This window comes from Lysinibacillus irui, assembly GCF_028877475.1.
Lineage (GTDB): Bacteria > Bacillota > Bacilli > Bacillales_A > Planococcaceae > Lysinibacillus > Lysinibacillus irui.
This window is the reverse complement of sequence record NZ_CP113527.1, coordinates 749,249-763,567: the sequence shown is the minus strand read 5'-3', so window position 1 is coordinate 763,567 and position 14,319 is coordinate 749,249. Positions and strand designations below refer to the sequence as shown.

The window sequence follows — 14,319 nt, the reverse complement described above, 5'->3', positions numbered from 1 at the left end:
TTTTTTCCTCCTCTTATAATTGTTCTATTTTACATGTTTCTTTTAAGCTTAAATAAGCTGCAGACATATCATTTTCTCCATAGCCTTGCTGAGAAATTCCACTGTAAAGATCCACTAATTTTTCACCAATTCGCAGTGATACACCTGCTTCATCTGCCATCTCCTTAGCTAACTTCAAATCCTTTAATAGTAGATTTGTTGAAAAGCCAGGCTCATAATTATCATTTTTCATATACTCCAAATAATTGCGTTCATATATACGGCTTTGGCCATAGCTATTGCTTAAAACTTCATATAGTGTGTCTGCCTGAATACCCATTTTTTCGCCAAGTACAATGGTTTCAGCGACTGCCTCTGTGTAAAACCCAATCATTAAGTTATTCAGTAATTTAATGCGTGTGCCTACACTTGAAGATGTGCCCAAGTGATAGATATTCTTTCCGACTATTCCGAATATTCTTTCGGCATTTTTATAATCATCTGTGTCACCACCAACCATAATTGTTAATGTTGCATTTACAGCCCCGATGACCCCACCACTTACAGGTGCTCCCAAATATCGTAATCCCAAAGCTTTTGCTTCTATATGTAACGAATCATTCAATTCGGGATTTACAGTGCTAAAATCAATTAGTAAGCTACCTTTCTTTGCATGATGTAAAATGCCTTGCTCTGACTGATAAACCAATTCAACAATTTGTGGGGTAGGCAAACTGGTCATAATTACATCGCATTGTTTGGCAATTTCCTTAGCTGACTCAAGCCCAATGCCCCCCGCTGCTACGAATTGTTCCATTGCCTGTGCATTTGTATCGTAACCATATACCTCATAATCTGCTCTTAATAGATTAATAGACATCGGTAAACCCATATTGCCTAAGCCGATAAAACCTAATTTCTCCTTCATTTAGACCTCCCCCAATCCTTGAAAATACAATAGAAAAGCTTGTTGATGCACTAGCCAACTTTCATTTTTTAAAGTAACATTAGTAACGAGATACCTATAATGACCACGGTCATTGACTTCGGTCAATTAAATCATAATCAATAGAAATCCATCTCGTCAATTAAAAATTTAATATTTTCTGAATATTTTTTATATAAAATATTTCACAATATTTAATAGTGGAGGTAATAAGCAGCAATGGAAGTACTCACAAACAGACAAAAAAAGGCATTAGAAACACGTGAAAGATTATTAAAAACATCTTTAGATTTATTTAATAAATATGGTTATGAGCATGTATCTGTTGAACAAATTACAAAAGCATGCAATGTTTCAAAAGGTACATTTTATACACACTTCCCTTCTAAATATGATGTTATTTTAGAAAAATTTAAGGAGCTTGATCATTTTTATAGTACTGTTGAAAAAAATATTGATGGAGCATTACCAGCAAGTGAAAAAATACTGCTAGTGTATCAAGAACAAATGAAGTATTTAACTAATGTTGTTGGTAAGGATTTGTTGCGTACTGTGTATACAGCTGCAATGACAAACCAAGTGCAGCAAGATCATTATTTAATTAACCCTCAACGTAAAATTTTTCAAATTATGAATACATATATCGAAGAGGGTATTCAACAAGGAGAATTCAGACAAGATATATCAATTCCTAACATCCAAGCAATCATTCAACGTTGTATGCGCGCCAATGTTTATGATTGGTTAATACACAGCGAAGATTTCGATCTTGCTTCAGAAATGTCCCAATTTACAACAATTGTCTTGAACGGTCTCAAGAGCAATAAGTAAAAAAAGTAGCACTTCATCCATTTTATGATGAAGTGCTACTTCTTATCAGCTTACAAAATATTGTTGCACAATTGTTTCAACTGGTAATGGTTTATTGTATAAATAGCCTTGTCCCTTTTGACAACGATGACGTTTTAGAAAGTCGACTTGTGTCGGCTCTTCAATTCCTTCAGCAATGACCTCTAATCCTAAATTATGAGACATCGAAATAATTGCTTTAATAATGGCCTCGTTTTTATCATCTTTTGCAATATCGGCAATAAATGATTGATCGATTTTAATAATATCAATCGGGTAACGTTTAAGGTAGCTTAATGAGGAATAGCCTGTTCCAAAGTCATCCACTGATACATAAACACCTAATTGCTTTAACTCTGTAAGAATTGAAAATGTTTCATGGACGTTGGTCATTGAACTTTCCGTAATTTCTACCTCTAGTAATTCTGGAGGAACATCATATTTCTTCAACGCTTCTTTAATTTTTCGCGCAAAGTTTTCTTTTCTAAATTGTTTTGGTGATATATTAACCGCTATTCGTACAGGACGGTAGCCCTTTGTCTGCCATTCGCTTTGGTAACGACAAACCTCATCAATAATCCAATCCCCTATTTCAATAATTAAGCCTGATGCCTCTGCAATTGGAATAAACTGTGCTGGTGATACAAAACCAAATTTACGATTGTTCCATCTTAATAAGGCTTCAAAACTATTGATGCTATTATTTGCTAAATCCATTTGTGGTTGCAGATGAAGGCTTAACTCATTAAATTCAATTGCACGACGTAAATGAGCCTCCATCAAGGCTTCATTTGGAAAAATAGCGGTCATATCTTCACGATAATAACGATAATGTGATCGACCATGTTCTTTAACAGAAAATAAAGCCTTATCCGCTTTTCGTACAAGGGTTTCTAAATCTTTCCCATCTGCAGGACTAAGAGAAATACCAATCGATACACTAATAAAATATTCCTGCCCATCTATCATAAAAGGCTGTTTTAAAATATCCAGAATAGCATTAGCTGTCCGCTCAATTTTTTGTATCGTTGCATCTTTTAACACAAAGATAAACTCATCACTGTTATAGCGGTAGAGCGAGCATTTTGAGTAACAGAGCTCACGAAGTCTGTGACTAAACATGCGCATGAGTTCGTCTCCTCTGCTCTCACCAAGAGATTCATTGAATTTTTTAAAGCGATCAATATCAACTAAAATCAGGGCAGCTTGCTTGTGCTCTTGCTTCTTGTCATTTAAATGATGGAGCCAGTGTTCTTTAAAGGCTTTTCGATTCCAAATACCTGTTAATTCATCCATTAATGCTAGGTAATAAAATGCCTCATGATCATTCATAAATGAATTGGCATCTTTAACAAATAAATGTACACCTATCACTTCACCGTTATAATACGTTGGATGCGTTCTTAAGTAAAAGGGTTCTTTACTTAACAATTGACCCTTCAATAAACATTTTGGCATGCCAAATGCTGAGCCTTCAATTGTTTTGTCAAATAGCAATTTAAACTCATTGACATATTTATTTTCTAATAATGAAAAAATATCTAGACCTAATAGACTGTTGTGTTCCATTGACAGTGCTTGGGTAGCAGCAACGTTTTGGTGAATAATTCGACCTTGTAAATCTGTTGTTAACACTGGGCTCACATGTTGTTCTATGAATTGTAAATATGGATTGATGTCAAATTGTGTTGCCCGAAGAATAATGGCAACCATTGATTTAGCAAAGTGCTGTACATGAATTGCAAATGTTTTTTCTTGTGGACCTATACCTAATTTTAGGACATGCTGTTTATTGAATTCTTGATTTAGAAATTTCGACAATTGCAGCCAACATTGTTTTGAAAAAAAGTTCTCTGCTTTTTTGGCTGTACGATCCTGCAGCTCAATCAATGATAATAGCTTATCGTTAAATTCAACTACCTCAAACGCTGTCGTATCAACTTTTCTCAAACATACGACTGCATCAAATGGATTCAGCTGGATGAGTTGTTGATAATCTGCAAATGGCGCTACACTCTCTCTATATTTTTTCATCCTATCCCTCACTAAGTAGCGTTTTTGCTCTATTCTTCGTCTAGCGTAGGCTTTAATGCATCCTTTAAGAAAATTTCTTGGCTATTCAATGGATCTTCACTACGGTCAAACTCTTTGTAATGATATTTACCATTAGAGTCTTGAATACGTGCTTTGGCAGTATCCATTAATTGTGCATTCATTATGTCAATAATACGGGTTTTTGCCTCACTTGCATATACAGGGAATAAAATTTCTACACGTTTAATCATATTGCGTGTCATCATATCAGCAGAAGATAGATAGACTTTATTCTCTCCATTATGATGGAACCAATAGATACGAGAATGTTCAAGGAAACGACCAACAATACTTGTCACGGTGATGTTTTCACTAATACCAGGAATACCTGGTCTAATACAACAGATCCCCCGTATAATGAGCTCTACCTTTACACCTGCAATAGATGCCTCATAAAGCTTCATCATTAAGTCTTTGTCCGTCAATGAATTCATTTTTGCACGAATAAAACCATTGCCATATTTTTTATGACAGGCAATTTCTTCATCCATTAAACGAATAAACTCATCTCGAATATCAAATGGTGCAACTACTAAATGATTAAAGGTAGGTTTTTCTGTATAACCACTTAAGTAGTTAAAGAAATTTGTCGCATCAATGCCAAACTCTTTATCTGTAGTTATTATGCCCATATCCGTATAGATTTTTGCAGTTGCATCATTATAATTTCCAGTACCAAGGTGAACAAAACGTTCGATTTTGCCATTACGACGACTAACTACTAGTGTAATTTTGGAGTGTGTTTTTAAATTATTCATGCCATAAATCACAAGACAACCTGCTTGTTCTAGTTGTTTTGCCCAGTGCACATTATTTTCTTCATCGAATCGGGCCTTTAGCTCCACTAATACGGTTACTTGTTTGCCATTCTCAGCTGCAAGTTTTAACGCTTGAATAATCGGTGAATTCCCACTCACCCTATATAATGTTTGTTTTATAGCTAATACATTCGGATTAACGGCAGCCTCTGAAATAAAATCAACAATAGGGGCAAACGACTCATAAGGATGGTGGAAAAAAATATCTTGTTGTAAAGCTTTTTCAAAAATATTTTCATCTGATTGTAAGTCTAAAGGTGGCTGTGGAATAAAGCTTTCATATTCTAGATGCTCTCGACCTACAGATATGCCTTTGACAAAAGAGAACATAAAGGTTAAATCCAAAGGACCATCAATATGGAACACATCTGTTTCTTCAATTTCAAATTCATCTAGTAAGTATTGAAGCACCTCATCATTCATTTCTCCAACTCGAACTTCTAAACGGCTTCCTACTCCCCATTTTCGTTTTTTCAGTTCTTTTTCAATTTCAACTAGAAGATCACGAGCGCCCTCTTCATGGATAGTTAAATCTGCGTTTCTCGTTAAACGGAAAGCTTGTGCTGATTTTACACTGTAGCCATAAAATAATTTTTCAATATGCGCAACAATCACATCCTCCAATAAAACAACAACCGTTTTCCCTTCTTCAGATGGAACTTTTATATAGCGATCTAAAACAGATGGAACTTGTACGATTGCCACTTTTTCACGACTCTCGACATCTGTTTCGTCCTGCTCTAATAGGACTAGTAAATTTAAAGTTTTCCCAAGCAATGTTGGAAAAGGACGATATGCATCAACCGCAACGGGTGTTAAAACAGGGAAGATTGTTTCTGCAAACATTTCATTAATAAACGCTTTTTGAGCGCTATTTAAATCTTTCATATCTGCAATATGTACATTATGTTGTGGGAGTAAATCATAGATTAAATGTCGATAAACTTCCGTTTGACGACGAACTAATGCTTGTGTTCGTTCTGCAATTTTCGCCAACTGCTCCTTTGGTGTTAATCCGGATTTATTTTCAGGCTTATGGAAACCCGCACGGACTTGATCTTGTAGTCCTGCGACACGAACCATAAAAAATTCATCTAAATTCGAGCTAAATATAGCCAAAAATTTCAAACGCTCTAGCAGAGGATTATTTACATCCTCTGCTTCCTCTAAAACTCGCTCATTAAAGGCAAGCCAGCTCAATTCACGATTATTATAATACTGTGGCTTAGCAATTTCTTCTAACAATCGATTATGATTTTCTGAAAACTCTTCTTCATTAAGCTCATTTTTTGTTACTTCAGTCGTCATCCATTGTTCCACCCTTCTTCAATAAAATTGATCTTCATGGGGATTTTTAATGCCCGCTCTAAATGTTTCCTATGTCGATTAGCTTGATACTTTTCAGCAGCAGCATTCTTTTTTACATAAATATCGAGTTGGACATGATCCTCTTCTGTATGCATCTCAATAGCATGGACAACATTGCGCTTTGAAACATTTAACGCATAGACAAATTTTAATAACGCTCCAAAGTCTCTGATTTTGCGATATTCTTCACGGTCCATCCATGTTGCAAATGGAGCAGCAAATCGTTCGAAATAATCCTTATTTTTGTAGGATGCAAGAAGTGCTAGTTTTACTCGTTCTAAATGATTTAAACCATCAATTGATTGATTCGCAATTAAATAAAAGGTGTGTTGGCTTGATGAGCTTAATTCAATGTATTCTCCTATATTGAAAACCTTCGCAGCCTTTGTTAACAAATGTAAATCTTCGGGATTATACTGCAAATACCCTAAATGGCAACATTCTCGGTATAATTGATCTGCTAAATGCATCAAATAATCAACTTCCATTTCAGTCCGTCCATACTGACGTGCTAATCTTCTAGCATTTCCTTCAAATACATTGTATTTATCAAAGGCAAGTGCATCTGTTTGCAAAATTCGGTCATAAATAAGTCCTTCACGCAAGCCTCTTTTGGTCAGTTGGAATGCCTTACTATCGACTACCTCCATTAACACTCTAAAAACCTCTAATGCAGGAACAATGATATCTGCCCGATCAGATGATAGCCCATCCAGCTGCTTCAACTCTTGGAAACTTAGTCGCCCTAAAAACAAGCTTAAATCATCTAAATTTTCCTTTGTCATTTCGTAACCATGGACACTGGCAATAGGATAATCATGCTTTTGTTGATGCATTTGAGCAATATTTCTCGCACTACCACCTATAGCGATAATAGGTAAAGCCACATTTTTTATCCAAGGAAGCGATTGAAATTGCTCTTTTATATAAGCAATGAGCTCCCCCTTTTCGCTACTATTCATAATATCGCCCTTTACAAATCGTTGCTTTAAAGATACCGTCCCAAAAGGGAAACTATGTGATTGCTGAATCTCTTTATTTTCAAACAGCGTAATTTCAGTACTACCACCACCAATATCTATCGTCACTGCGGATTGCGTTCCCATAGAATAGGCAACAGCAACATATCCAAAATAAGCTTCTTCCTCTTCTGATAAAAGCTCTATTTGAATACCAGTTCGTTCCTTCATTTCCTTAATAATCTGGTCTCGGTTAGTAGCCTGTCGGATAGCGGCAGTCGCAGCTGCTTTAACATCTGTCACCTCAAAATCCTCAAGCATTGCTTTAAATGTTAATAAAGTTTCTGATAACACTTGAATACCTTCTACAGACATCTCTCCTGAGGGCTGAATATATGTACGCAAACGAGCTACCGTTTTAATATTCCCAAGCTCACGTAGCCCTTCTTCATTATCATACTGATATAATACTAATCGAATGGTATTGGAGCCGATATCAATAATGGCTGTTTTTAGCTCATTCAAATCATCACATCCTTCAAGTATCTTTTATTTATTTTGTTCATACCTATGTGGACATATACAAAAAAGTCGGTACCTCTTAAGGCATCCGACTTTTTCTTTCATTTATTTATACTTTCAGGATACCCATTATTAAAATTGTGAAGTATCATGTAAGCCACAATTACTACAGAATAAGCTGGTCAACACGTAAAATGAGCTCTGCAATTTCTGGCTTACTAATTTGATCCTCTGCTCCTACCTGATCACCTTTATGACGAAGATCGTCTGTAATGAGACTGGAGAAAATAATGACAGGAAGCTTTTGAAGATCCGGATGCTCTTTGATTTTTCGTGTCAAATGATGTCCATCCATTTGCGGCATCTCAATATCAGTTACCACTAATTGAATATGCTCTGCAATATCACTACCACTCTTAGCAATTCCCTCTAAGTAATCATATGCATCTCGGCCATTTTCAAAGAATTCAACATTGTCATAACCAGCTTCACTCATCGTGTCAAATAATAATTTGCGTAATAATGGTGAATCTTCTGCAATTAAAATACGTTTTTCAGAACGTTCACGTTTACCAAGCTTTTTAACAGATTCCACACTGATTCCCGATTCAGGATTGATATCCACCATAATTCGTTCGAAATCCAGTAATAGAATCATTTGTTCATTTTGTTTAATCACACCAATTACTTGTGATGTTCCACCTTGATACATATCTGAAGGCTTTTCAATTTGGTCCCACGATATACGATGGATTTGTGTCACATTATCCACATGGAAAACGACACGTTGTTTATTAAATTCTGCCACTATATATTTTTGTTGTGGATTACGCTCTGCACCTTGAATTCCTAATACTCGCAGCATATCTACAACTGGTAATACTTCACCTCGTAATTGAATAATTCCTTCTACATGCGGGTGCGCGTGTGGAATAAATGTTACTGGTATCGGTTGAATAATTTCTTTTACTTTAATAACATTAATACCAAATTTATTGTTCGCTACTTCAAATTCAACGATCTCTAGCTCATTTGTGCCACTTTCTAATAATATTCCTTTATGTTCCAATGCAACCCCGCTCCTTTCTCTACATCTATTTATAATTCAATTGTATCATAGGCAATACATTTCTCCTACTTGCTATTTCCATTTTTATCATTAACTTTTAGATGTACCAATAAGCCAATGACTGTCATAACAATCAATGTCGATAATGCGACACGACTAGCAAGCGTACCATAATCCTTCATCCATAATGTAACCGTTCCGTATACTGCCGGTCCAATAATGGAGGATACTTTACCCGAAAATGCAAACAAGCCAAAAAACTGCCCACGTTTTTCGTTTGGTGATAATTCAATAATATAGGTCCTAGATGTCACCCACATTGATCCAAGGGATATACCAAATAGACTACCTGCAAGCCAGAACATCCATTGTGCTGTGGCAAAAACTGCGAACACCAAAGCGATAATCATAATAAGCGCAACGATCGTTATGGCACGCTTTGCCCCTATGGACTTTGTGATATAGCCAAATGCAAGTGAGCCAATGATTGTTGATACAGTAGAGACCAAATAAAGAACGATAAATTGACCAGAGCTAAAGCCGACAATCGCTGTAGCATAAACCGCCATCATAGCAATCGTCGTAGCAATGGCATCATTTAAAAAGAAATAAGCAATCATAAAAGTAAAGATCGCTTTATATTGTTTCATATCCTTAAATGTTTGAAGGATTTCTTTATAACCATCTAAAAATTTTAAAGATTTTCGCTGTGATTTCGGAATCGGTGTATCTTTATTAATAAAAAATAATGGCAATGAAAATAATAAATACAAAATAGCCGTTGGAATAAATGCTCGATGGAAATCGCTATTACCAACATATAAATAAACGAGTAATCCAAAAAGTGTACCCAAATAGCCAATGGCAACACCAAAACCTGAAATTAGTGGCATTTCCTCTTTTGTTCCTAGATCTCCCATCATGGAATCATAGAATACCAGACTTGAATTAAAGAAAAATTTAGCAATAACAAAGCTTGCCACAACTAAAAATAAACTAAGAGGTACACCAGAGTAATTCGTTGTTGCCTGCACATTCGCAAATATCCCCATCATAAATGTAAAAAGAATAGAAATGGATGCAAACCATACAATAAACTTCTTTTTATAACCTGTGTTATCAATCCATACACCAAAAAGCGGTGAAAAAATCACAAGTAACAAACTTGCAATAGCATTTGCATAGGATATAAAGGTACTTGCCACCTGTTGCATGACTTCGTTCGTCCCTAAAACCTCATCCATGTAAAATGGGAAAAATATAGTATTTATATTTGAAGAAAAGATAGTATTCGCAAAATCATAAAATGCCCATGAAAGTATCGGCAATGATAAATAAATGGCTAACTGACTTCGATGTTGTATGTCTATTGCTGAACCCTTCTTCATAAAACCCTCCTCTCACTCTTATAATAATCCATTAATTTTCCTCTGTAATAAAAAATATCTTTCTTTAAAGAAAATTAATATTATTTACAATATATCAGTAATTTTACTGAAACATAACTATTAAATAAACGATAAATGAATACCCAACACCATTCATGTCAAGAAAAACGAAACAAGTAATCGAATTTTTGAGAAAGGTGAAAAAAGCTTTCCGTTCCTTACTACTTGTTTCCTATTGTCGCTACGCTTTAGTAGCTAAAACAGTTACGCTAACATTTCAAACAGGGTCACGCCTATCTGCTATCCTATGAGATTAAGTATTCTTCTACTTTAATCCTCAAAACTTTTATCTTTTAGCAAAGGTTTCACTAATAAATGTTCACTTTTCATTTTGTTAATGAATGTTGTGACTAATCCATTCTCTACATATAAAATAAGAGCCCATTCTTTCACAAAAGATGGAAAGAATGGGCTCTTTGTTTACTATTGCTTGTGTGTAATACAAAGAAAAGACATTATTTGCAGCATGGTTGATTGGAGAGGAGCCCGTGTCACTCCTAGGGGATTAGCGTCACAGATAAGACCCTGGAGCGAACGTAGTGAGTGAAGCGGCTCATCGGACGCCCCCTGGAAATGATGCTGGCGGAACAGAAATCAATCCCACACCTTGCCAAACGTTTTATTCTACTATTGACATTCTCTTTCTTTAACAACATGAAAAGATATTCAAGCCCCCTCGCTTGAATATCTTTTTTATCACTCTTCGTTAACTGTTACCCATTCAGAGGACCATTGTTCAATTGCTTTTAGCACTGGTGCAATGGCATATCCTTTTTCCGTAAGCTCATACTCAATGACTACTGGTGTAGAGGGTATGACCGTACGTAATACGATTTGCTCCATTTCTAATTCCTTTAATCGCTCTGTCAATACACGACTACTAATATTTAACTGATTTTTAATGGTTGAGTATCGTTGTGGACCATCTAATAGCTGATAAATCAGCAAGGTATTCCAACGATGATTTAAGATCATGAGTGCTTTTTCAAATCGTGGACAAATATTTTTTTGATCCAATTTACTAGCCTCCATTGTCATTAGTTCCTATTTAACAGTATATCACTTTTTAAAAATTTTCAGTTCTAAAAATACATTAAGTTACTTGACAAAACTTGTTTTTAAAAATAAACTAAGTTACGAAATGTAAGTTATAGAAAAGGAGTTACTAATTATGCAAAATATTGGTTCAACTATTTTACGTGTCGTTCTCGGCATTATTTTTGCAGTACACGGTTTTCAAAAGTTCCAGGGTGGAATCAGCTATACTGCTGACTTCTTTGACAGTTTAGGTATACCAGGATTTATGGCATACATCGTTGCAATTATTGAATTAGTTGGGGGAATTTCCATTATCTTAGGATTAGCAACAAGAATTTTTGGGGCTTTACTAACAATTACTATGATTGTAGCTATCTTTACTGCCAAACTTAGCATCGGCTTTATCGGAGCTAATGGATTGGCTGGTTATGAGTTAGACCTTGCATTAGGTGCTATGGCATTATTCTTTGCTTTTGCAGGGGCGTCTAGCCTCTCCTTAGATGCTTTACTTTTTGGAAAAGAGTAAAGCAAAAAACCTGAAGTCTTTTTCTACATGAAGAGACTTCAGGCTTACAATTATTCTGTTGCTATCTATTTATAAAACTTTAAAAGGGCCTGTGTACCATTATCACCATAGCCTTCTTCAACCAATTTCTCATACATCTCATAGGCTAGTGCTAACCCTGGTAAAGTGATACCCATTTTCTTCGATTCATCCAAGGCAATCTTCATATCTTTTACAAAATGTTTAATATAAAAGCCTGGAGCAAAATCTTCTTTCATCATACGAGGTGCTAGGTTACTTAAAGACCATGAGCCAGCTGCACCTGACGATATTGATTGTAATACAGTCGGTAAATCTAATCCTGCCTTTAAACCATACGCTAGCGATTCACAAACTCCAATCATCCCAGAAGCAATGACAATTTGATTGCACATTTTTGTATGCTGTCCAGCGCCCGCTTCACCTTGATAAACAATGTTTTCCCCGAAATGCTTCATTATTGGCAATACCTTATCAAATGCATCTCGATCACCACCAACCATGATGGATAACGTGCCATTTTGTGCACCAATATCTCCGCCTGAAACAGGGGCATCTAAAGCTTCGACACCGATTGATTTGGAATGCTCATAAATTTTCTTAGCCAAGGATGGCTCTGAAGTCGTCATATCTATGATTATATTGCCTTGATGTGCTGTTTGGAAAAGGCCATTTCGCCCAAAGTATACTTCCTCCACATCTGAAGGATATCCAACCATCGTAAAAGCAATCTCCTGATTTCTAAATGCCTCTGCTGGCGAACTTGCCCATGACGCCCCCAATGACACCAATGGCTCTGCTTTTTCTCTTGTACGGGTATACACTGTTACATCATGACCATTTTTTAATAAATGTTTAACTATACTAGCGCCCATTACACCTGTTCCAATAAATGCAATACGTTTTTTTGTCATATGTACGTGCTCCTTTGTTATAAATTGTCTAAGCACTCTTTAAGAGTCCTAACCTATATTTTAAGTTTAGGTGAATGAATAAAATAATTCAAACTCTTCCTACTATTTGTACTAAATTTTATATGTATGGCATATATACCGAATAAGCAAAAAAAAGAGCAAGTGATTGGGGGATCACTGCTCTAAAGGGGGAAATGAGAATGTTGCTGTGTTCATAGTAAGTTATTCCCCATTGAAATGCATTTTAAACATATATTTTAAAATGTTTTTACTCTGAATACTGGAACAATCTTTTAGTCTTCTTGGTCTTTTTCTTCATCAAATGCCATCTGTCTATAATAAGTATTCATTAACTGATCTAATCTGCGACTCAGTTGAATGGTTTTTGCATTTTGTAACCCGTTTTCTACACCTGAGCGAATCATCATCTCACGAGTTTGTTCCATTTGTTTCAAGAGTAGATTGACCATTCATACAACCCTCCACACACAAATAATCATACCATTATTATACATTTATATTTCATTTCTTACAGCATTAACTTACGACAATGTTCGACAAATTAACTTCTTGGGATTTCAGTATAAGTATATATAATTCGTCCATTTTGTTTGGCCTCACCCCTATAGTGTTTAAATAAAGGATGCTTTACTAGTATTTCCCGAAATTCGTAAAATTCTTCCTTTTGAATTTCAATACTTTTTATTTCCCCGTTTTGTAATTGTTTAAGCATATTTTCGTATTTTTCCATTTGTTTTATTCCTTTCATTATCATATTTTGTGTAATAAATTATGAATTATTTAAAAAAAGCTTTACGTTTACCAATTTTTCGTGCAAACTGTATATTATTAGTCGATGAAGGAGCTGACTGTCTGTGAAAATAGCTGAAGTTGGAAATATTATCGAGTTTAAAAATGGTCTCCAAGGAATTGTCGAAAAAGTAAATGAAAATTCGGTAATCGTTAACTTAACATATATGGAGAATTTTGATTCCCTTGAAATCGAAGAGAAAACGGTCGTCAATCATAAACGCTATAAAATTTTATATACTAATGAAGCTTAATAGTCTGAATAGTCCCTATTTGTCTTTATAGATGATATGGGGCTTTTTTTTTGATAAAATTAAAGTATGGAGGTCGAATATGCTAACTAATTCGAAACAAACAATACTATTTCTCCTTTCTTTATTATTCGTTTATGGTATGCTTGCTTTTACCTTTGCTAACCAAGCAGTATTTTGGTACATGTACGCATTTACTTTATTAGTATGTATTGCCATTGCCATTTTAGCTGGCTCAATTGAAGATCAATTACCAACATGGCAATTTTTACTCTTTGGTATTGGATATGGTACCATCACATATGGTGTTATTCGCTTCGGTTACTGGCTTGCTCCATATATTAATAATAGTTTAGTACAATCCGTTCAAAAATTTTTAACAAACTATGGACCACAGAATATTTGGCACTATGTTTTACTAGTATTTATCATTGCCATCGGTGAAGAGCTATTTTGGCGTGGTTATATCCAACAGCAGTTAAAACGCTTTATGCGTCCAACATTGGCTATTATAGTGACCTCTCTATTATGTGCGATTTCAATTGCGCTAAGTGGTTTTATTCTCGGCGTTATTGCTGCACTTGTAACAAGTATTATTTGGGGCTTTTTATATGAATGGCGTAAAAGCATGCCACTTGTTATTGTAGCTCATGTCGTTTTTGTACTATTATTATTTTTAGTGTTGCCTTTAACATCATAACATTAAAATT

General features: G+C 35.2%; 14 protein-coding genes. 4 read left to right on the top strand and 10 right to left on the bottom strand.

All coding sequences use genetic code 11. From position 1 onward, the window contains the following. Positions 1-13 precede the first annotated feature (13 nt). Positions 14-907, bottom strand: a complete 894-nt coding sequence (locus OU989_RS03595) for an NAD(P)-dependent oxidoreductase (protein WP_274795752.1) — start codon at positions 905-907, stop codon at positions 14-16. Positions 908-1,144: 237 nt separating this feature from the next. Between OU989_RS03595 and OU989_RS03590 the strand changes: the two genes are divergently transcribed. Beyond that, positions 1,145-1,756, top strand: a complete 612-nt coding sequence (locus OU989_RS03590) for a TetR/AcrR family transcriptional regulator (RefSeq protein WP_274795751.1) — start codon at positions 1,145-1,147, stop codon at positions 1,754-1,756. A 45-nt stretch (positions 1,757-1,801) separates the two neighbouring features. On the opposite strand, the gene OU989_RS03585 is transcribed toward OU989_RS03590, so the two are convergent. From OU989_RS03585 to OU989_RS03560, 6 genes are all read right to left on the bottom strand, one after another. Further along, positions 1,802-3,808: a putative bifunctional diguanylate cyclase/phosphodiesterase gene (locus tag OU989_RS03585; RefSeq protein WP_274795750.1), complete on the bottom strand. Its 2,007-nt coding sequence runs from the start codon at positions 3,806-3,808 to the stop codon at positions 1,802-1,804. Between the two features lie 29 nt (positions 3,809-3,837). Further along, on the bottom strand, positions 3,838-5,994 hold the full coding sequence (locus OU989_RS03580) for an RNA degradosome polyphosphate kinase (RefSeq protein ID WP_274795749.1): 2,157 nt from the start codon (positions 5,992-5,994) through the stop codon (positions 3,838-3,840). Beyond that, positions 5,991-7,538 carry a Ppx/GppA family phosphatase gene (locus tag OU989_RS03575; RefSeq protein WP_274795748.1) on the bottom strand — a complete coding sequence of 516 codons (1,548 nt, stop codon included), beginning with the start codon at positions 7,536-7,538 and terminating at the stop codon, positions 5,991-5,993. Before OU989_RS03575 ends, OU989_RS03580 begins: the two co-directional genes overlap by 4 nt. A 163-nt stretch (positions 7,539-7,701) precedes the next feature. Next, entirely contained in the window at positions 7,702-8,604 is a 903-nt protein-coding gene (locus tag OU989_RS03570) for a chemotaxis protein (RefSeq protein ID WP_274795747.1), read from the bottom strand. A gap of 65 nt (positions 8,605-8,669) precedes the next feature. After that, positions 8,670-9,992, bottom strand: a complete 1,323-nt coding sequence (locus OU989_RS03565; RefSeq protein ID WP_274795746.1) for an MFS transporter — start codon at positions 9,990-9,992, stop codon at positions 8,670-8,672. Positions 9,993-10,748: 756 nt separating this feature from the next. Then, positions 10,749-11,069, bottom strand: coding sequence for a winged helix-turn-helix transcriptional regulator (locus OU989_RS03560; RefSeq protein WP_274795745.1), 321 nt, complete (start codon positions 11,067-11,069; stop codon positions 10,749-10,751). Between the two features lie 154 nt (positions 11,070-11,223). Here OU989_RS03560 and OU989_RS03555 point away from each other — a divergent pair, with 154 nt between their 5' ends. Next, positions 11,224-11,616, top strand: a complete 393-nt coding sequence (locus tag OU989_RS03555) for a DoxX family protein (protein WP_274795744.1) — start codon at positions 11,224-11,226, stop codon at positions 11,614-11,616. 65 nt (positions 11,617-11,681) lie between these two features. On the opposite strand, the gene OU989_RS03550 is transcribed toward OU989_RS03555, so the two are convergent. The 3 genes from OU989_RS03550 to OU989_RS03540 form a co-directional block, all read right to left on the bottom strand. Continuing rightward, positions 11,682-12,548, bottom strand: a complete 867-nt coding sequence (locus OU989_RS03550) for an NAD(P)-dependent oxidoreductase (protein WP_274795743.1) — start codon at positions 12,546-12,548, stop codon at positions 11,682-11,684. 293 nt (positions 12,549-12,841) lie between these two features. Continuing rightward, complete coding sequence (locus tag OU989_RS03545; RefSeq protein WP_274795742.1) at positions 12,842-13,018, bottom strand: aspartyl-phosphate phosphatase Spo0E family protein; 177 nt, start codon at positions 13,016-13,018, stop codon at positions 12,842-12,844. A 92-nt stretch (positions 13,019-13,110) separates the two neighbouring features. After that, complete coding sequence (locus OU989_RS03540; protein WP_274795741.1) at positions 13,111-13,299, bottom strand: hypothetical protein; 189 nt, start codon at positions 13,297-13,299, stop codon at positions 13,111-13,113. A gap of 124 nt (positions 13,300-13,423) precedes the next feature. On the opposite strand from OU989_RS03540, the gene OU989_RS03535 reads away from it, so the two are divergent. Continuing rightward, positions 13,424-13,612: a YkvS family protein gene (locus OU989_RS03535; RefSeq protein WP_004224583.1), complete on the top strand. Its 189-nt coding sequence runs from the start codon at positions 13,424-13,426 to the stop codon at positions 13,610-13,612. A 79-nt stretch (positions 13,613-13,691) separates the two neighbouring features. After that, positions 13,692-14,309: a CPBP family intramembrane glutamic endopeptidase gene (locus OU989_RS03530; protein ID WP_274795740.1), complete on the top strand. Its 618-nt coding sequence runs from the start codon at positions 13,692-13,694 to the stop codon at positions 14,307-14,309. Positions 14,310-14,319 lie beyond the last annotated feature (10 nt).